This is a genomic window from Actinomyces sp. oral taxon 897 (assembly GCF_002999235.1).
Taxonomy (GTDB): domain Bacteria; phylum Actinomycetota; class Actinomycetes; order Actinomycetales; family Actinomycetaceae; genus Actinomyces.
Genome location: NZ_CP027236.1, coordinates 481,431 through 499,797, shown reverse-complemented (window position 1 = coordinate 499,797; position 18,367 = coordinate 481,431). Strand labels below are relative to the sequence as shown.

General features: G+C 73.0%; 13 protein-coding genes. 4 read left to right on the top strand and 9 right to left on the bottom strand.

All coding sequences use genetic code 11. The features are described 5' to 3' along the window. Window positions 1-98 precede the first annotated feature (98 nt). Both C3V41_RS13510 and C3V41_RS02040 read left to right on the top strand, forming a co-directional pair. Window positions 99-2,957, top strand: coding sequence for a DEAD/DEAH box helicase (locus tag C3V41_RS13510; RefSeq protein ID WP_254423644.1), 2,859 nt, complete (start codon window positions 99-101; stop codon window positions 2,955-2,957). Between the two features lie 309 nt (window positions 2,958-3,266). Further along, a complete protein-coding gene (locus C3V41_RS02040; protein WP_106108893.1) occupies window positions 3,267-4,307 on the top strand; it encodes a magnesium transporter CorA family protein in 1,041 nt (346 codons plus the stop codon). Between the two features lie 484 nt (window positions 4,308-4,791). Here C3V41_RS02040 and hisD read toward each other — a convergent pair whose 3' ends face one another. From hisD to C3V41_RS02005, 7 genes are all read right to left on the bottom strand, one after another. Continuing rightward, window positions 4,792-6,156 carry a histidinol dehydrogenase gene (gene hisD / locus C3V41_RS02035; RefSeq protein WP_106108892.1) on the bottom strand — a complete coding sequence of 455 codons (1,365 nt, stop codon included), beginning with the start codon at window positions 6,154-6,156 and terminating at the stop codon, window positions 4,792-4,794. A gap of 95 nt (window positions 6,157-6,251) precedes the next feature. Continuing rightward, window positions 6,252-8,222 (bottom strand): hypothetical protein, encoded by a 1,971-nt coding sequence (locus C3V41_RS02030; protein ID WP_106108891.1) that lies wholly within the window; start codon window positions 8,220-8,222, stop codon window positions 6,252-6,254. Window positions 8,223-8,611: 389 nt separating this feature from the next. Continuing rightward, on the bottom strand, window positions 8,612-9,481 hold the full coding sequence (locus tag C3V41_RS02025) for an SDR family oxidoreductase (RefSeq protein ID WP_106108890.1): 870 nt from the start codon (window positions 9,479-9,481) through the stop codon (window positions 8,612-8,614). A 127-nt stretch (window positions 9,482-9,608) separates the two neighbouring features. Beyond that, on the bottom strand, window positions 9,609-11,231 hold the full coding sequence (locus tag C3V41_RS02020; protein ID WP_106108889.1) for a succinic semialdehyde dehydrogenase: 1,623 nt from the start codon (window positions 11,229-11,231) through the stop codon (window positions 9,609-9,611). A gap of 313 nt (window positions 11,232-11,544) precedes the next feature. After that, on the bottom strand, window positions 11,545-13,782 hold the full coding sequence (locus C3V41_RS02015; protein ID WP_106108888.1) for a right-handed parallel beta-helix repeat-containing protein: 2,238 nt from the start codon (window positions 13,780-13,782) through the stop codon (window positions 11,545-11,547). A 265-nt stretch (window positions 13,783-14,047) separates the two neighbouring features. Further along, on the bottom strand, window positions 14,048-14,446 hold the full coding sequence (locus C3V41_RS02010) for a hypothetical protein (RefSeq protein WP_106108887.1): 399 nt from the start codon (window positions 14,444-14,446) through the stop codon (window positions 14,048-14,050). A gap of 194 nt (window positions 14,447-14,640) precedes the next feature. Then, window positions 14,641-15,591 (bottom strand): alpha/beta fold hydrolase, encoded by a 951-nt coding sequence (locus C3V41_RS02005; protein ID WP_106108886.1) that lies wholly within the window; start codon window positions 15,589-15,591, stop codon window positions 14,641-14,643. Here C3V41_RS02005 and C3V41_RS14130 point away from each other — a divergent pair. Continuing rightward, a complete protein-coding gene (locus tag C3V41_RS14130) occupies window positions 15,590-15,715 on the top strand; it encodes a hypothetical protein (RefSeq protein ID WP_281433026.1) in 126 nt (41 codons plus the stop codon). The two genes, C3V41_RS02005 and C3V41_RS14130, sit on opposite strands and share 2 nt — an antisense overlap. Before the next feature lie 279 nt (window positions 15,716-15,994). On the opposite strand, the gene C3V41_RS02000 is transcribed toward C3V41_RS14130, so the two are convergent. Both C3V41_RS02000 and C3V41_RS01995 read right to left on the bottom strand, forming a co-directional pair. Further along, window positions 15,995-16,345, bottom strand: coding sequence for an ArsR/SmtB family transcription factor (locus tag C3V41_RS02000; protein ID WP_106108885.1), 351 nt, complete (start codon window positions 16,343-16,345; stop codon window positions 15,995-15,997). A gap of 328 nt (window positions 16,346-16,673) precedes the next feature. Continuing rightward, on the bottom strand, window positions 16,674-17,903 hold the full coding sequence (locus C3V41_RS01995; protein ID WP_106108884.1) for an MFS transporter: 1,230 nt from the start codon (window positions 17,901-17,903) through the stop codon (window positions 16,674-16,676). A 154-nt stretch (window positions 17,904-18,057) separates the two neighbouring features. Between C3V41_RS01995 and C3V41_RS01990 the strand changes: the two genes are divergently transcribed. Then, window positions 18,058-18,297 carry an RNA-binding S4 domain-containing protein gene (locus tag C3V41_RS01990; RefSeq protein WP_106108883.1) on the top strand — a complete coding sequence of 80 codons (240 nt, stop codon included), beginning with the start codon at window positions 18,058-18,060 and terminating at the stop codon, window positions 18,295-18,297. Window positions 18,298-18,367 lie beyond the last annotated feature (70 nt).

The following is an 18,367-nucleotide window of genomic DNA, read 5'->3' as shown; positions in this document are numbered from 1 at the left end:
CCCAGCCTAGGCCCGGACGACACCTGCGCCCCAGCCTGGGCCCCGCAGACACTCCCTCGCCCCGCCCGGGCGGCGCCCTCGGTCAGTACCATCCTCCTATGGCAAGGACGATTGACGGCAGGATCGTTTCCAAGAAGGTGGACGGGTGGGACACCGAGGCCAGGCACGGGTACGACGTCGACCAGCTCCACGGGTACGACGTCGACCAGCTCCACGGGTACGCGGACGAGACGCCCAGGCACTCGGCTCCTGCCCGGCAGGACGAGGTCCCGCCCAGGGCGCCGTCCGCGCAGACCCGCCCCTCCCCCGTCCACCAGCGCACCAGCACGCTGGCCGGGGGCTCCGCCGTGGGGGACCGCCCCTCCCCCGTCCACCGGCGCGCCGAGGAGATCCTGCGGGCCCTGGTCGGCGTCCCCACCGCCCGCCTGCACCAGGACCAGTGGCGGGCCATTGAGGCCCTGGTGGTGGGGCACCGCCGGGTCCTGGTGGTCCAGCGCACCGGGTGGGGCAAGTCGGCGGTGTACTTCGTGGCCACGGTCCTACTGCGCGAGGGCTGGGGCACCTGGCGGCCGGGCGACCCGCCGCCCCGCCCCGGTGCGATCTCGCCGCCCCGCCCCGGTGCGGGCCCCACGGTCATTGTCTCCCCGCTCCTGGCCCTCATGCGCGACCAGGTAACGGCAGCCAGCCGGGCCGGTATCCACGCGGTGACCATGAACTCGGCCAACGCCACCCAGTGGGACCAGATCCAGGCCCAGGTGCGCGCCGGGGAGGTGGACGTCCTGCTGGTCTCCCCCGAGCGGCTCAACAACCCCGTCTTCCGTGAGGAGGTCCTACCCCACCTGGCCGCCGACGCCGGGCTCGTGGTGATCGACGAGGCGCACTGCATCTCGGACTGGGGCCACGACTTCCGCCCCGACTACCGGCGTATCCGCACCCTGCTGGCCTCCCTGCCGCCCCGCACCCCGGTCCTGGCCACCACGGCCACCGCCAACGCCCGGGTGACGGCCGACGTCGCCGAGCAGCTGGAGACCTCTACGGGCTACCAGGCACCCACCACAGCCCACCGTGCCCCCACCACGGGCCGGGTCAAGGACACCGCCCCATCCGCCCCGGCAGCCGGTAGCGCCCCCGCACCCGGAGGCGCAGCCCGGCAGGAGGCTGCCGGTGCTTCGCGCCGCTACAGCACCCCCACCGGAGGCGCAGCCGGTAGCGCCCTCGCGAGTGGCGACCCGGCCGGTCCAGGCGTCCTGGTGCTGCGCGGCAGCCTCCAGCGGGACTCCTTGCACCTGGGGGTACGCATCCTGCCCGACGCCGCCACCCGCCTGGCCTGGCTGGCCGCCTACCTCCAGCACGTGCCGGGCAGCGGCATCGTCTACTGCCTGACCGTCGCCGCGGCCGGGGAGGTCACCGAGCACCTGCGTCAGGCGGGCCTGGAGGTGGCGACCTACACCGGCCAGACCGACCCCGCCGAGCGCGAGCACCTGGAGGAGGACCTCAAGGCCAACCGGGTCAAGGCCCTGGTCGCCACCTCGGCCCTGAGCATGGGCTTCGACAAGCCCGACCTCACCTTCGTGGTGCACGTGGGGGCTCCCTCCTCACCGGTGAGCTACTACCAGCAGGTGGGCCGCGCCGGGCGCGGGGTGGAACGGGCCGAGGTGGTCCTCCTGCCAGGGAGGGAGGACCGCTCCATCTGGGAGTGGTTCGGCTCCCAGGGCTTCCCCCCGGAGAAGGAGGTGCGTGCCGTCCTGGAGGGAATGGCCGCCCGGCAGGCGGCTGGCGGCGGCCCCATGTCCACGCCCGCGCTGGAGACCCTCACCTCACTGCGCCGCGCCCGCCTGGAGTCCATGCTTAAGGTCCTGGACGTGGACGGGGCGGTGAGACGGGTGCGTGGCGGGTGGGAGCCCACCGGCCGCCCCTGGGCCTACGACGCCGACCGCTACGCCCGCCTGGAGGCGGCCCGGCTGGCCGAGCAGGAGGCCATGGTCGCCTACGAGCACCTGGGGGCCGAGCCCCTGGGGGCTAAGCGCGCTGGCGCCGTCCCTCACCTCGGTGGGGCGCCGCGCCCCGCGGACGACGCGAACAGGGCCGGCACCGGGGCTGGCACCGTCGCCGGGGCTGGTGCCGGGGCTGGCACCGTCGCCGGGCCCGGCACCGGGGCTGGTACCGGGGCGTGCCGTATGGCGTTCCTGCGACAGGCCCTTGACGACCCTGAGGTCACTGAGGGCTGGCGCTGCGGGGCCTGTGACCTGTGCGGCGGGCTGGTCCTGCCCCAGGCGCCCGACGCCGGGCAGGTCGGTGCCGCCCGCCAGGCACTGGCACGCACGGGCGTGGAGCTGCGTGCGCGTCGTCAGTGGCCCACGGGCATGGACCGCCTGGGGCTGGCGCGCTACAGGGGCCGTATCGGCGTTGACGAGCAGGCCGGGGCGGGTATGGCCCTCGGCCGTCTGGACGGTCTGGGGATCTCCGCTCCGCTGCGGGACCTGGTGCTCTCCGGGCGAGACGGTGAGGTCCCCCGGGCCCTGCGCGCCCCCTTCCTGGAGGTGGTTGACCGCCTCGGCGAGGTCGTCCGCCAGGCCGACGCCAGTGGTCAGGCGGACGACGAGGGGCGGGGGCCGCTGGCCGTGGTCATTGTGGACTCCCGTACCCGGCCGCGCCTGGTGCGCCAGCTGGGCCGGGCCGTCGCGAACCGTCTCAGGGGCAGGGCCCTGGGGATCGTGGGCGTCAGCGGGGACGAGCCACCACGTCACGACGTCGGCTCGGCCTTCCGCCTGGCACAGGTGGCCCGCAGCCTGAGCCTGGGTGCCTGGTCCGCTGCCGCGCTGGGGAGGCTGCAGGGGGCCACCGTGGTCCTCGTGGACGACTGGACCGGCTCAGGCTGGACGCTCACGGTGGCCACCTCCCTGCTGCGCCAGGCCGGTGCCGCCGCGGTCCACCCCCTGGTGCTGGCCCAGCGCTGAAGGCAGGTGATGAGCGCGTGCAGCACGACAGCACGGTGCGCCCGGGGGCGATGACCCCGGCCAGCCCGTCGCGGCAGATGGCGGCGCGTGCAGCACGGCGTCCGGAGGCGGCGGTATCCGGGCCCGGGGCGGCGTCGGGGTGGCCGCCAGCGCCGGGCTGCCTGTCACGGACCGGCACCCAGGTCCGGGGCGACGTCGGGCACCAGGCCCGGGGCGGCGTCGGGCACCGGTGCCGTCGGGCCGGTCCCGAAGACGGCTCTCCGGCCTCAGATCACAGCACACAGCCGCTGTGAGTGTGATCATAGGCTTATGTCTGTATCTCCTATGACGCAACCCGCCCGTGCGGGAGAGGTCAACTCCGTTATCTGGCGTGACGGGGAGAAGACGTCCACCGTCCTGCCCCTGGGCCACATTGCCGCGCAGATCGAGGACCCGACCTCCCTGGTGTGGATCGACCTGGTGGACCCCGACCCGGCCACGCTGGTCCTCCTGGCCGAGGAGCTCAGCCTCGAGCCCACCTCCGTGGAGGACGCCATCGCGCCCTTTGAGCGGGCCAAGGCCACGCACCACGGAGACCACGCCTTCTTCGTGGCCTACGCCACCACCTTGACGTCGGAGGTGCTCCCCCAGGCCAGCGCCGAGGACCCTGACGGCGACGGCCTCCTGCTGCACCGCGTCTCCGCCTTTATCTCCCCCTACGGGCTCATTACCATCCGCCGCGGCAACGGCTTTGACATGGGACCGGTCCTGGAACGCTGGCACACCGCCGGGGACATGCTGCGCCTGGGGCCGTTCGCGCTGGTCCACGGCCTGCTGGACGTCATTGTGGACGGCTACTTCTCCACCATCCAGGATCTTGACGAGCACATTGACCACCTGGAGGACCAGCTCTTTGACGTCGACGGGCCCGGTCCGGACTTTCAGCGGGAGGCCTACACCATGCGCAAGAAGCTCGTGGCGCTGCGCCGGGTGGTGCTGCCCATGCGGGACCTGGTCAATATCCTGTGGCGCAACCGCCGCCTGGAGCTGGTGCAGCTGGACCCGTGGTACTCCGACCTGACCGACCACGTGCTGCGTGCCGGGGAGTGGAGCGAGTCCCTGCGCGACATGATCAGCACCATCTTCGACACCCACCTGGCGCTGCAGGACGCGCGCCTGAACGTGGTCATGAAGAAGCTCTCGGGCTGGGCGGCGGTGCTGGCCGCCATTACCTTCGTGACCGGCTGGTTCGGTCAGAACGTGCCGTTCCCGGGCTTTGGTAACACCTTCGGGTACGTCCTGACCTGCCTCCTGACCCTGGGGTCGGGCGTGGGCATGTGGTGGATCATGCGCCGCCACGACTGGATCTAGGCACCCGCCCCGGGCCCCTCCACCCCTCCACCTCCTCCGCTCCCCTCCGCGAGAACGGTACTTATTCCTCGCGAGAACGGTACTTGTTCGCCGCGAGAACGGTACTTATTCTTCGTGAGAACGGGAGGGGTGCTCGCGGGGAGCCAGGCTCGGAAGCTCGGGACCTGTGCGGCACGCCAGGCTCGGAGGCTCGGGGATCTCTGCGTGGCACGCCCATCGTGCCCCCGCACCCGACTCAGTCTGCTGGCAGCCGCCAGGCCCCAGCAGGCGACATGGGAGAACGCTCTGGAGACCACTCGTCGCAGGATGCCCCTTGCCCCTCGCCGAGTGTCAGTGGATCGCCCCGAGGACTACCAGGTATAGGCCTCCTCGCAGATCAGGGCAGGAGTCATAGGCGTCCTGAATGACTCTCCCGTTCTCACGAGGAACAAGTACCGTTCTCACGGCGAACAAGTACCGTTCTCACGGCAAACAAGTACCGTTCTCACGAAAAATAAGTACCGTTCTCGCGGGGGTGGCGGGCCTGGACCGCCTCGCCGTGGGCAGGCAGGTCCTCGGCCTCGGCCAGGGCCGTCAGCGGCCCGGCCACCGCCTCCAGGGCGGCGGCGTCGTACTCCACCACCTGGACCGGCTTGAGGTAGGACATGACGGACAGCCCGCCGGTAAAGCGCGCCGTGCCGCCGGTGGGCAGGACGTGGTTGGAGCCGGCCAGGTAGTCGCCCAGGGGCACCGGGCTGTAGGGCCCCACGAAGACCGCCCCGGCACTGCGCACCCGCCGGGCCAGTCGGGCGGCGTCGGCGGTCTGTACCTCCAGGTGCTCGGGGGCGTAGGCGTCGGCCACGGCCAGGGCCTGCTCGGTGTCCCGCACCAGCACGACGCCGGACTGGGGGCCCCGCAGGGCGGTCCCGGCCCGCTGCCGGTGCCGGGTGGCCGCCAGCCTCCGCTCCAGGGCGGCGTCCACGGCGTCGGCCAGCGCCTCGGAGTCGGTGACCAGGACGCTGCCGGCCTGGGGGTCGTGCTCGGCCTGGGACAGGAGGTCGGCGGCCACGTACTCGGCGTCGGCGGTGGCGTCGGCCAGGACCATGATCTCGGTGGGCCCGGCCTCCGCGTCAATGCCGACCACCCCCCGCACCGCCCGCTTGGCGGCGGCCACGTAGACGTTGCCCGGGCCGGTGACCACGTCCACCGGCTCGCACAGCACCTCACCCCCGGCGTCGGCACGGTCCACGTCGTCCTCGACGGCGGCGCCGTAGGCCAGCATGGCAATGGCCTGCGCCCCGCCGACGGCGTAGACCTCCTCCACCCCCAGCAGCGCGCAGGCCGCCAGGATGGTGGGGTGGGGCAGGCCCGAGAAGGCCGCCTGGGGCGGGGAGGCCAGGGCGACCTGCTCCACGCCCGCCACCTGGGCAGCCACCGCGTTCATGACCACGCTGGAGGGGTAGACGGCCAGGCCCCCGGGGACGTAGAGGCCCACGCGACGCACCGGGACCCAGCGCTGGGTGACCACGCCCCCGGGGACGACCTGCGTGCTGCGCCCGGTGGGCAGCTGGGCGGCGTGCCCGGCACGGTTGTGGGAGACGGAGAGCTCCAGCGCCTGGCGGACCGCGGGGTCAAGGTCCTCCAGGGCCCGGGCCAGGGCGGAGGCGGGGACCCGCAGGTGCTCGGGGCGCACGCCGTCGAAGCGCTCGGCGGCGTCACGCAGGGCGGCGGCCCCGCGCCGGCGCACGTCAGCCAGGACGGGGGCCACCGCCTGGAGGGCGGAGGCGACGTCGACCTCGGCGCGCGGCAGGACCGCGGCGAGCTGGCGGGCTGACAGGTCGGAGCGGCGCAGGTCAGTTCGGCGGAGCATGGCAGGAGCCTACCGGCCCGGGCCCGCTGGCCGCCCCCGCACCCCGCACCAGTTGGTGCGGGCGCCCCTGTGGGCGTACACGAGGCGCCCCCGCCTCAGTTGGTGTGGGCGTTCCTCAGGTGCGGGCCGATATAGCCGACAATGACGTCACCGCAGCCCCTGACCCTCGTGGCGTCGTAGAGGTAGAGGCGCGGGGACACCATGCTGCTCTGGGCGATCACGAAGTGCGCCTGCATGAACACGCACCCGTTGCGGTCACGGCCGGGGACCGTAACGGGCACGGGGAACATGCGTTCCTTGGCCAGCTCGGGCCGGTTGGTCACGGTGTCGGACTCTCGTGGTTTGTACTTGCTCGCGGGCAGGGGCAGGTAACCGGGCGGGGTCTCCTGGAGGTAGGTGTGGAGGTTCTTGACCCCGCATTCGGAGTCGGCCCGGGCGCGCGCGTAGTCGCTCAGCACCTGGAGGATCTGCCAGGTCTTGGTCAGCCACAGGACGTCGGAGTGGTCGTCGAGGTCGGCCACAATGTCCCAGTCGCACGTGAAGGTGACCCCCGGCAGCCCCTCCAGGTGCCCGCTGGAGGCCCGCACCGCCAGCTCGTTCCAGCTCGAGGGGCGCTCCGGCCCCACCGACTCGGGATCCTCGTTCCAGGCCTCCGCGCTCAGGCCGTTGTCCTCAAGGAGCCGACGCAGGCGCAGTATCTCACGCTGTGCCCGCACCATACGGGGGACGGACTTGTCCGTCTCCTCAATGGCGATGGCGAGCTCGAGCTCAAGGTCCTCGTGGGCCTTCTTAAGCAGGTCACGCTCGTCGATCACCGCCTCGATCTGCTCGTTGAGCCGCTCGACCTCGTTGGCGGAGGAGGCCAGGCGCTGGCGTATCTCGTCGTTCGTGGTCTCGGCGGCCAGGAGCGCGCGCTGGTGCTCACCGGCCTCGTTGCGTAGGCTCTCCGCCTCCGAGCGGACCTGGGCCAGCTCGACGCGCAGCGCCTCGATCATGGTCGCGTCCGCCCGGGGCACCGGCGTGACCTGGTCTGCCTGCGCCGTCAGCGCGTCGGCCGTGAGCGTCGTGGGGATCTGCTGCTCAATGGCCGTGTAGGCCTCATTGGGCAGCAGCGAGGGCTGCACGGCCAGGCGACGTCGCTCCTTCTCGGCGCTCTGGGCGAAGACGATGTCGTCCAGGTGCCGGTCCAGGACCTGCCGGTAGCGACGTACCTGCCGGTCCTGGGCCCGCTCGTTGGTGAAGTTCCGTGCGCGCCGCTCGATCGCGCGCGCGGCCCGTTGGCAGGCGACGTCGTCGGCGATCGAGCCCGGCACCAGGAACCTGTGGCGGATCCCGTCCTGCGGCTCGTTCAGGTGCGCACCGGGCAGGAAGGTACGCAGCCCGCCCGGGAGGACCTCGTGGCGGGGGGACACCTTGGCATTGAAGGCCTCGGTGGCCTTGGCGTCCAGGACGTAGACGGCGCTCTGCCCGGCCGTCCCGCAGGTGACCTTGCTGTCAATGAGGCTCTTCCACCTGTCCACCGGGAAGTCCTCGGGCGTCCCCGCCACGAGCACGAGCCCGTGGTGGTCGTCCTCCCCGAGCTCCTTAATGAGGGTGTCCACGTCCTCGGCGTGGAGCACGCGCGGGTCGTTGGACAGGGTGATCCCGTTGTCGTCGCAGTCGAACTCCTCCAGCATATTGCGCACGAAACGGGGTACGCCCATGGTGGTGGGGCGGGACGGCTCCGTCGAGGCGGACTGGGCGTCGATGTCCACCGCGATCACGGTACGCCCGCCCTCCTCCGGGCCGGCCACCATGACCTGGCTCGTCCAGGCGTCACGCCCGTTGCTCTCGACGCAGACGAACCCCATGATCCGGTCCCCCGACTCCTCCGTGGTGTCGACCAGGAAGAACTCCAGCGAGGGCGCCGGGGACACCCGGCTGCCGGGGACGAGGTCGTCGAGCCCGTGCGGTCCCAGCACCTCCCCGTGCTTCGCCTCCGACCAGCGCACCATAATCCCCCGGACCCGGTCCACGACCGAGTCACGGGGATCGGCCACGGTGAAGGTGCTTCGGTACCCCAGCATACTCGCTCCCTCTTCAGTCACCACGGGCCTGGCGACCGCGCCTCCGGGCAGACGACGTCGTCCCGGACTCCGACACTTGGACAAGGACGTCCCACCGGTACCAGGTGGGCCGCGCTCAGGAACCGCCTGGGCGGGTGCAGGCGGCTTTGGCGCGCACCGGCAGGAGGGGTGGCGCAGCGACGGTACGCGGGCCACCATCCTGGCTGTATTGTGCCCTTCCCCGGGCCTCAGCGGGCGCAGGCACGCCCATGGCCCTACCCGGTGCCCGGGCCCCGGCCCCGTGGTCCCGGTGTGATTAGCGCCAGCCGATTCGTGCCAGCGGGCCCCCAGTCCCCGCCCCTGCGGCCCTAAGTACCGGGGCGGCCGGTTCAGTGCCCGGGGCGACTGGCTCAGTGCCCGGAGCGACCTGTGAAGGTGTCCATGGTGGTCGAGATGCCGAACAGGTCCGTGACCGCGTCGGCCACCGGTACCGGCAGGGCCTTGACCAGCAGGACCGCGTTGGCGAACCACGGCAGGATCCGCCGGGCGTCCCCGCGCTCGACGGAGTCCAGGACCTGGCTGGCCACACGCCCCGGCTCCAGGACGGGCAGGAGGAGGGGGACGCGGGTGCGCACGCCGGCGAACATGCCGGTGGAGACGTAGTACGGCGCGACCACCAGGGTGCGCACGTGGGAGCCGGAGCGGCGCAGCTCACTGCGCAGCGACTCCATAAAGCCGACGGCGGCGAACTTGGAGGCCGAGTAGTCGGTCTGCCGGGCCACCCCCACCAGCCCGGCGGCGGAGGCGATAGTCACCACGCAGCCCCGGTCCCGGGTGCGCATACCGGGCAGGAAGCAGCGCACCACCCGGTACAGGGCCAGGACGTTGACGTCGAAGGTGCGCGCCACGTCCTCCTCGGAGAGGTCCTCGAAGCGCCTGCCGGTGACCACCCCCGCGGAGTTGACCAGTACGTCCACCCTTCCCAGGCGCTCCAGGACCACCCGCCCGGCGGCCTCCACCTCCTGGGCGTCGCGCAGGTCCACCCGCTGGGCCAGGCAGGTGGCCCCGGCCGCCTGGACCCGGGTGGCCACGTCCTGGGCGGCGGGCAGGTCCAGGTCCCAGAGGACCACGGCCCGGGCGCCCCGGTGGGCAGCCTGGACGGCCACGAGGGCGCCGATCCCGGAGGCCGCCCCGGTGACCAGGACGACGGCGCCCCGCACGGGGGTGCGACGCGAACGGGCGGGAGACAGGGGACGAGGGGTCCGCGCTGTACTTCTCATGTCAGGGTCCTTAGTGTCGGCGGGTGGCGGCGCAGCGGGCAGGGGTGCCAGCACTCGCCAGAATGTCCGTGCTGCCGGTCCTGTGTCACCGCATCGGTCAGGGCCGTCAGCGCAGTAGGCAGGGGCGTCAGCGCAGCGGGCAGGTCAGGTGCCGCAGGCCGCGCAGGTAGGTGGCCAGCGCCCCCGCCCAGGCCCGCTCCCCCACGCCCGGGGGCGCGTGCAGGCCCAGCCCGTGCTGCACGGCGACGGCCTGGACCTCGGTGTACTTGCGGATCCCCTCCGGCCCGTGACGCCGTCCCAGACCGGAGGCCCCCATGCCGCCCATGGGCGCGTCGGTCGAGCCCCAGGTGGCGGCGTAGCCCTCGTTGACGTTGACGGTGCCGCAGCGCAGGCGACGTGCCAGCGCCCGGCCAGCGGCGGTGTCCCGGGTCCACACCGAGGCGTTGAGGCCGTAGGGGCTGTCGTTGGCGGCGGCCAGGGCGGCGGCGTCGTCCGCCACCGGGTACAGGGCGACGACGGGACCGAAGGTCTCCTCCCGGTAGACCCTCATGCCGGGCCCCACCCCGGTCAGGACGGTGGGTGCGTAGGCGGTGGGGTGGGTACCGGGCAGGGGGTGCCCGCCGGTCAGGACAGTGGCCCCCCGGGCGACGGCGTCCTCCACGTGGGCGTGGACCCGCTCCAGGTGGGCGGGGCTGATCAGCGGGCCCATGCCGGTGGACCACTCCATGTCGGCCCCCACCCGCAGGGTGCGGGCGGCCGACACGAAGGCGGGCACGAACCGGTCCCAGACGGCCTCGTGGACGTAGACGCGCTCAATGGAGACGCATAGCTGCCCGGAGTTGGAGAAGCAGGCCCTGAGCGCGCCGCGCACCGTCCGGCGCAGGGGCGCGTCGGCGCGCACAATGAGCGGGTTCTTGCCGCCGAGCTCGGCCGACACGCTCACCAGGCGGGCCGCGCCCTGGACCGCCACCGTCGCGCCGGTGGCCGACGAGCCGGTGAACATGACCGCGTCACAGGCCTTGACCAGGGGCGTCCCGAGCTCGGCCCCCGGCCCCAGGACCACGGTCAGGAGCCCCTCGGGCAGGCCCGCACGCCTCAGCAGGGAGCGCACGGCCAGGGCGGTCAGGGGGGTGAGGCTGTCGGGCTTGAGCATGACCGCGTTGCCCGCGACCAGGGCGGCCAGGGCGTCCGAGGCCGCCAGGGTCAGGGGGTAGTTCCAAGGGGAGATCACGCCCACCAGGCCCTTGGGCTGGTAGCCGACGGTGACCCGGGTCAGGCCCGCCACGGCACCGCGGCGGCGGCACCGGGCCAGGTGGCGGTGCGCCGTCGCCGCGTAGTAGCGGGCGTTCATGGCCGTGTCGGCCAGCTCCTCGAAGGCGTGGGCCCGGGCCTTGCCGCACTCCCACTGGACGAGGTCGAGCAGGGCCTGCCGCTCCTGCCAGAGCAGGTCGTGGAAGGCCAGGAGCACCCGGCCCCGGTCCCGCACGCTGACCGTCTCCCAGCGCTGCTGGGCGGCGCGCGCCCGGTCCGCCAGGGCGGCCAGGGCCTCGGGACGGGTACGCGGCAGGGTCCCCACCCTGGTCCCGGTCAGCACGGAGGAGGCCTCGAGGCCCGGGGAGCGCGGGGGCCGGAGGGTCACGCCCAAGCGGGCCAGGGCGGCCCGGCCCCGGGCGTCGATACGACCCGCCACGTCGTCGACCTGGTCAGGGGCACTCAGGGGCGGGGCGCCAAGGGCCTGGGAGGAGGTCATGTCCTAACACCTTCCTGGGCACGGGGACCGTACCCGGCAAGCCTACTCCCGCCCGGGGCCCGCGGTGCCGCAGCCCCGTGTCCGCCCGGCGCAGCCAGGATACGGGGAGCGTCCGGTGCCCGGACCGCCAGGGAGACGCGGTCCGCCCCACGTCCAGGATACGGGCCGACTCCGCAGGGTCGCAGTCACCGCCCCGCCTACCGCCCGGCAGCCCTGGGCGGGGCCCGGGGGGATCCAGGGGTCACCACCAGAGCGGCCCTGGGCAGGACCCGGGGGTCCGGGGCCGCCTGGCTGCCAGCGGGCTGGAGACGCCCTAGGCGGGGCCCCCGGGAGCGGTTCCCCTCAGACGGGCCAGCAGGGGCCTGCCCAGGAGGAACCCGGTGACGACCAGGGCAGCCAGGCCCAGTCCGACAACCACCGGGATCCACACCGGCGTCCTGCCCTTGGGGGCCTGGACCGGGGCCTGCGCCACGGCAGCCGTGGGCGTGGGCCCGCTCAGGACCGCGGGCTGGGCCGCCGCGGGCGTGACGACGGGCGCCGGGGCGGGCTGCTGGGAGGTGGGCTGGGCCTGGGGCTCCGGGGTGGGCTGGGGTGCGGGCGCCGGCTGGGCGGCAGGCTGCCACGCCTCGTTGCTCAGGACCCCGCGGTCCACGGCCGTGCCCGCCGGGAGGCCCACGACCTGGGCGACGTCCTGGGGCAGGGGCCGTCCGGTGCCCGAGGCGGGGCTGCCGTCCTTGAGGTGCAGGTCCGCGGTACCCCAGGCCGTGGTCTGGACCGGCTCGGAGACGAACAGGGGGTTGCCCGCGCCGTCACCGTGCAGGTCCAGGCCGCTGGCCTCCTTGCCCTCGGCGGTGACGTGGGGGCTGGCGGTGAAGTCCGCCAGGGAGGAGGCGTTAATGCTCTGGTTGGCCAGGTCCGCGCCCCAGTTCCACAGGACCGTGGTGGAGGGCAGGCCGGTGTCCACGGGCCGGTAGTAGACGTTGTTGTCGATCAGGCGCACCATCTCGTTGGCGTAGACCGACCCGGAGCCGTCGTCGTTGGTACCGCCGGTGACCTGGATCATAGCGGAGTAGCGCCACACGTCACCGGGGGCCGGGATGGTCTGCTCGGAGGAGAAGATGTTGTTGACCACGCTGGTGCCGGTGGTGTCCCAGGACAGGCCGTGGTTGGTGCTCCAGGGCTCCACCGCGACGCACACGCCGTCGGGCCGACGGGCGTTGCAGCCCTTGGAGCGGGAGTCCTCCTGGATCATGACGCTGGTCAGGGCGTGGGAGACGGTGTTGTTCCACACCTTGGTGTCATTGGATCCTGAGACGTGGATGCCGGTGCGTGCGCCGTTGACGAGGTTGGAGGCGATCGTGGTGTTGGAGGAGACCTCGTTGAAGATACCCACCGGCACATTGACCAGGTTGTTGCCCACGATCTGGGAGTCCATGATGCCCTCGTCGAACCAGATGGCCCCGTGCTGGTCCCGGGACTCCTGGCTGGGGTCGGAGACGTCGACGCCGGTGAAGGAGTAGTCCACCGTGTTGAAGGCGACCCGGAGGCGCTGGGAGTGGGTCATCTTCATGTCCGCGATCGTGCAGTAGGCGCCGCAGGAGGTGGTGTTGAACCCGTCGGTGTTGTTGTCCGTCCAGGTGTTGTGCTCCACGGTCACGTCGCTGGAGTCCACGACCCCGAACCCGCCGGCCCCGTTGTGCTCGAAGCGGTTTCCGGTCACCGTGGCGCCGGCGGCGCTGGTGATCCCCAGGGCGGTGGCCCCTGAGGAGTAGCGGAAGACGGAGTTCTCCACGCGGACCGCGTTGGCGGAGGTCACCAGCATGGCGCCGCCGGAGGCGGTGCCGATCTCGGGGTCGGGGTAGTCCCACTGCGCCACCGGGGCGTACTTCTCCACCACCAGGCCCGAGAGGGTGGTGCCGTCCGCGGCCACGGACATGGCACGCGAGTGCTGGACCACCTCGACGGTGTGGGCCGCCGGGTCCACGCCGATGACGTAGGCGGTACCGGTGTGCGGTTTGACGTTGTAGCCGGCCCGGTTGTTGGTGGGGTCCTTGAGGGTGACCGGGTCCGGGTCCTGGACGTAGAAGCTGGAGGCCGTCACCTGGTCCGGGGAGGCCACCTGGGTCAGGGGGACGCCGTCGACGAAGACCTGCTCAGGGTGCGCGGCCATCCCCTCGACGGCGGGGTTGGCGTTGACCGTGCACACGGTGCAGAAGCGCACCATGTCGGTCGCGGTGGACCAGGTGCCCCCCTGCGAGGGCGTCCAGGAGGTGGGGACCGTGGCCCCGGAGAGCACGGGGGAGGCGCCCTGGGCGGCGCGGATCGTCACGGACTTGTCCACGAACAGCTCGCCCTCGCGGTAGGTCCCCTCGGCGAGCTCGATCGTGTCCCCCGGGGCGGCGGCCGACAGCGCGGCCCCCAGGGTGCGTAGCGGGTGCTCCGCGCTGCCGTCGGCGGCGTCGGACCCGGACTGGGCCGAGACGTAGACGGTTGTCCCCGCCGGGGCGGCCAGGGCCTGCGAGGGCACCAGGCTACCCACGGCGACCAGCATAAATACTGTCAGAAGATAGGCGCATAGACGACGAGACACGGGTCGTATTCCCAGCATGGCTCCTTGTTCCCAAAAGGTAGAGGTCATCAACGGGTGTTACCATACCGTGATCCGTGGTTGGTCGGCGCACAGCGGCACTGTGACACGTCCCCTGCCGTCAGCCCCCTGTTGGTGGTGTCAGGTCCTGCGGGACCGTCTGAGCACACAGGGCATGCCACCGCAGCGGCGCCGGGGCGGCCCGTGTCACAGGCGGCATGCCGGCGGCTCACGGGGCCCAGTACTCCCAGCAGGCCAGGCGCTCGGGCGGGGCCCAGGTGGTGGAGGCGGTCCCCACCTCGCCGCTGGCGGCGCTCACCACCAGGGCGGCCAGGGCGGGCTCCCCGCGGGCGGCGCAGTCGTGGTCGAGCATGTGCAGCAGCGGCCCCATGTGACGGGGCAGGACCGCTCCCCCGATCTCCTCGCTGAGCTCGCCGTAGGTGATGGTCTCGCGGTGCGCGGCCACGTCCACCAGGACCTGCCGGGCGTCGGCGGCGGCCCGGGCCAGGCGGGGCGTGAGGGTGTGCAGCCGCTCCCCCACCGGGTAGCGCTCCCCCGTGGTCAGGACCAGGTCCTGTGGGGCCGTCGCGCCGGGGGCGTCCGTCGGGGCGTCGGAGGTGGTCACCATGGTCAGGACCCTACCGTTTCGCCGCCCACGCCCGCCCTCGCTTCTCGCCTTCGCCTGTCCTCGCCCCGTACGTCCTCGCCCCGCCCGTCCTCGCCTTGGCCCACCGGGGACGTGCCTTAGCCATGGGGGACGTACCTTTAGAGTACTTCCCCGGCGACTAAGGTACGTTAACGGTGGCTAAGGTACGTCGCTGGTTAAAGGCCGGTCCTCGCGCAGTGCCGGGCGAAGGCGACCACCTCGGCCTCGACGTCGGCGCGGGTAGAGGGCTCGTTGTGGACCTCGTGACGCACCCCGGTGTAGACGCGGGTGCGTACGTCGCGCAGCCCGGCACCCCACAGGCAGTTGGCCACGTGGTAGGCGCCCTCACCGTAGTTGGCCACCGGGTCCTGGTCGCCGGCCAGCACCAGCACCGGCAGGTCCCGGGGCAGCGTCTCGACCCAGGCGGGGTCGTTGGCCTGGGCGTAGAGGACGGCGAAGTCCCGGGCGAAGCGCAGGGTCATGGGGGCGCCGAAGTTGTTGAAGGGGTCCACGGCGTGGTCCTCGACGACCCCGCGGTCCAGGGCCACCCAGTCGGTGGGGCGGCGCACGTCCTCAAAGCGGTCCAGGGCACCGGCGAAGGCGGCCCCGAAGAGGCCGTCGTCGTCCAGCGCCTGCCCCCCTCGCTCGGTGACGGCGGCCTCCAGGGCGCGCAGCAGGGCGGGGTCCTCCAGACCCCTCATCTGGGCGGCGACACCGCACAGCACCAGGCCCGCCAGGCCCTCGGGGTGGCGCGACGCCAGGACCCGGGCGATCATGGAGCCCCAGGAGTGGCCGAACAGGATGTAGGGGAGCCCCTCGAAGCGCCCGGTGACGACCTGACGCAGGTGCTGCTCGTCTGCCACGACGACGTGGGCCCCGTCCTGGCCCGTGTCCTGCCACACGCCCGAGACCATGGCGGTGCGCCCGTGGCCGGCGTGGTCGTCGGCGGCCACCACGAAGCCGGCGTCGAGCAGGGTGGTAATGAGGTGGAGGTAGCGGCGCGAGTGCTCGCCCAGGCCGTGGATGACCTGGACGACACCGCGCGGGGCGGTGGTCGGGGTGTAGATCCACGCCTGGATCTGGTCGCGGTGGTTGGCTGACTCAAAGGGGACCTCAAACAGTGCCATGGGTGACCTCCTTGTCACTGGCGGGTGGGCCGGGAACCTGCCCGGTCGGCTGCGGGACGCCCCCACCGTACCGGCTCCCGGCCCCCGCCGCCACGAGCCCGACGCCGGGGTCCGCCTGCCCTAGCCGGTCTCCAGCCCCGCTACGCGCCTACCCAGGCCTGGGGAAGGCATAGTCACGGCGGTGACCGCGGTCTGCCTGGTGTTCCACACGCCCGCCCAGGCCTGGAAGGCATGCCATGACGGCGTCTGGTCTCCCACCGCATCACGAGCCCAATACCGGTATCCCGCCTGTCCTGTGCCCGACGCCGGGGTCCGCCTGCCCCATGCCACGCCGCGCTACCCGGTCTCCCGACCCGCTACGCACCCGGTGCCGGGGGACCGCCTGTCCCGTGCCCGGTGCCGCTCAGCGGTGGTGGGGCGGCAGTGGGTAGAGGACGTGCTCGGCCTGCTCCAGGGTGTTGGTGACCAGGAGCTCCACGTGCTCGTTGGCCAGGGCGTAGTAGGAGCGGTTGGCCTCCCGCCGCACTGTGACGAGGCTGCCGTCACGCAGCCTCGCCAGGTGCTGGGACACGGCGGGCAGGGGCCGGCCCAGCCCCTGAGCGATCTCCCCGACGCCGCGCTCACCCTGGCGCAGGCAGGCCAGTATGGCCAGACGGGTGGGGTCGGCCAGGAGCCTGAGGATGCGCGCGGACCGCTCCAGCTCGGCGGCCGTGGGCGAGCGCCCGGGGGGCTGGGCGGACCGGTTCTGGCTCATGGCCAGGACCCTACCGCCCGAGGGCGGGGCTTGGGTCGCCGGATCATCCCCGCACGCGCTGGGCTGGGCCACTACCGCCTGGGGGCGGGGCTCCAACGGTCCGGGCGGGGCCCGAATAGCCTGATTGGCTCGTAGGCGCGGCCCACAAGGCCCCACCCAATGGTCTGGGCGGGCCCAGGTGGCCCGGGGACGGACCCGGGAGAGATCCGCCTACCGGCCCAGGCGGAGGCCCCGGCGGCACCGGCTCAGCAACCGGTGGGCCACCTGCCGGCCCCGGCAGCGGGGCCTACTACCCGTCCCCGCGTCCGGGGGCCACGGTTCATGTCGGTCAACAGGTCGCCGCCGTGAGACGTGTCGTCTCCGCATCCGGGGGCCACAGGCGTACGGCCGCCACGGTGCCCAGAGCGGCCAGGAGCGTCATGGTCCCGGCCGCCAGGGGCAGGCTGGCCGCACCGAGCCACCCCACCAGGGGGTAGGTCAGGAGCCAGCAGGCGTGGGAGACGGAGAAGTCCGCGGCGAAGGCGGCCGGCAGGTCGGCGTCGGGGACCTCGCGGCGGACAATGCGGCCCACCGGGACCTCCACGGCCGCCCACCCCGCCCCGACCACCAGCCAGGTCGCCAGGAGCGCCGGGGCCAGGGCGGCGTCGGGCAGGAGGGTGAGACCGGTCTCCCCGACCCCGCCGAGCACCAGGACGACGGCGCCGGTGAGCATGACCCGGCGCTGCCCCACCGCCTCCAGGAGCCGGGGCAGCAGGGCCGCCACGAGCATGGACCCGGCCCCGTTGACGGCCAGGACGACGCCCAGGGCCGCCTCCCCCAGCCCCAGGCGCTCGCGTACCAGCACCACGGAGTGGACCAGGACGAAGGCGCAGGGGGCGGCGACCACCACGTCCAGGGCAACCACCGGCCGCAGCGCCCGCAGGCGGACGAACAGGGCCGTGCCCCGGCGGACCCGCTCCCAGAAGGGGGCCTCCCGGCTGCCGGGCGCGCGGGCGGGCACGCCCGCACCCGCAATGAGCAGCGCCGAGGCGGCGAACCCCAGGGCGGTGATGTCAAAGAGCCGCCCGGCGGGCAGGACCAGGAGCAGCCCGGCGGCGAGCCCCGGGGAGAGGACGCTTTCCAGGTCCGCGGCCACGCGCGTCAGGGACAGGGCGGAGGTGTAGTCCTCCTCCCGGGGCAGGACGTCGGGGACGACCGAGCTGAGGGTGGGGGTGAAGACCGCGGAGGCGCACTGGAGGACGGCAATGAGCAGGTACACCTGCCAGACCTGGTCCACCAGCGGCAGGGCGAGGGCGCTGGCCAGGCGCACGCCCTGGGCGACGGCCAGGACCGTGCGGCGCGGACGGCCCTCCAGCAGGGTGGCCGCCACGGGGGCGACGCCGACGTAGGCCACCATCTTAATGGCCAGGGCGGTCCCCAGGACGCCGCCGGCGCGGGCCCCGGCGAGCCCGTAGGCCAGCAGCCCCAGGGCCACGGTGGCCAGGCCCGTGCCTACCAGGGAGACCACGTGGGCCAGGAAGAGACGGCGGTAGGTGCGCTGTCGGAGGATGCTGAGCACGTCACCAGGTTATCTAGTTATTGCGCAATAACGCAATTAGCTGAGATGCCGAGGCGTTCGGGCCTCCGGGGCGAGCACTCCTAGCTGCCCGAACGCACAGTACGTCAGAGGCGCACGGGGCGGACACGGGTACCGGGGCTGGGAGAATGGGGGCGTGAGCACCCACCAGCCCTACCCCGCCGTCCCCGTCCGAGGCGAGATCAAGCTCGGCCAGTTCCTCAAGCTCGCCGGACTCGTGGAGGACGGCGCCTCGGCCCGCCTCGCCGTCCAGTGCGGGGACGTGAGCGTCAACGGCCGGGTCGAGAGGCGCCGCGGACACCGTCTGGAGGCGGGGGACGTGGTCGAGGTGGAGGCCCCCTCCGCCCGGGTCGGCGCTCGCGTCGCCGGGGCCTGACCCGCAGACCCGGCAGAGCAGACGAGCCCGCCAGCACAGCCTCCACGCCTGCCTGGGCCTGCTTGCCCGT

Bases quoted from the DNA above. Each gene is read 5' to 3' on its own strand.
- C3V41_RS13510 (WP_254423644.1), top strand. From the start codon at position 99: ATGGCAAGGACGATTGACGGCAGGATCGTTTCCAAGAAGGTGGACGGG.
- C3V41_RS02040 (WP_106108893.1), top strand. From the start codon at position 3,267: ATGTCTGTATCTCCTATGACGCAACCCGCCCGTGCGGGAGAGGTCAAC.
- hisD (WP_106108892.1), bottom strand. From the start codon at position 6,156: ATGCTCCGCCGAACTGACCTGCGCCGCTCCGACCTGTCAGCCCGCCAG.
- C3V41_RS02030 (WP_106108891.1), bottom strand. From the start codon at position 8,222: ATGCTGGGGTACCGAAGCACCTTCACCGTGGCCGATCCCCGTGACTCG.
- C3V41_RS02025 (WP_106108890.1), bottom strand. From the start codon at position 9,481: ATGAGAAGTACAGCGCGGACCCCTCGTCCCCTGTCTCCCGCCCGTTCG.
- C3V41_RS02020 (WP_106108889.1), bottom strand. From the start codon at position 11,231: ATGACCTCCTCCCAGGCCCTTGGCGCCCCGCCCCTGAGTGCCCCTGAC.
- C3V41_RS02015 (WP_106108888.1), bottom strand. From the start codon at position 13,782: ATGCTGGTCGCCGTGGGTAGCCTGGTGCCCTCGCAGGCCCTGGCCGCC.
- C3V41_RS02010 (WP_106108887.1), bottom strand. From the start codon at position 14,446: ATGGTGACCACCTCCGACGCCCCGACGGACGCCCCCGGCGCGACGGCC.
- C3V41_RS14130 (WP_281433026.1), top strand. From the start codon at position 15,590: ATGGGTGACCTCCTTGTCACTGGCGGGTGGGCCGGGAACCTGCCCGGT.
- C3V41_RS02005 (WP_106108886.1), bottom strand. From the start codon at position 15,591: ATGGCACTGTTTGAGGTCCCCTTTGAGTCAGCCAACCACCGCGACCAG.
- C3V41_RS02000 (WP_106108885.1), bottom strand. From the start codon at position 16,345: ATGAGCCAGAACCGGTCCGCCCAGCCCCCCGGGCGCTCGCCCACGGCC.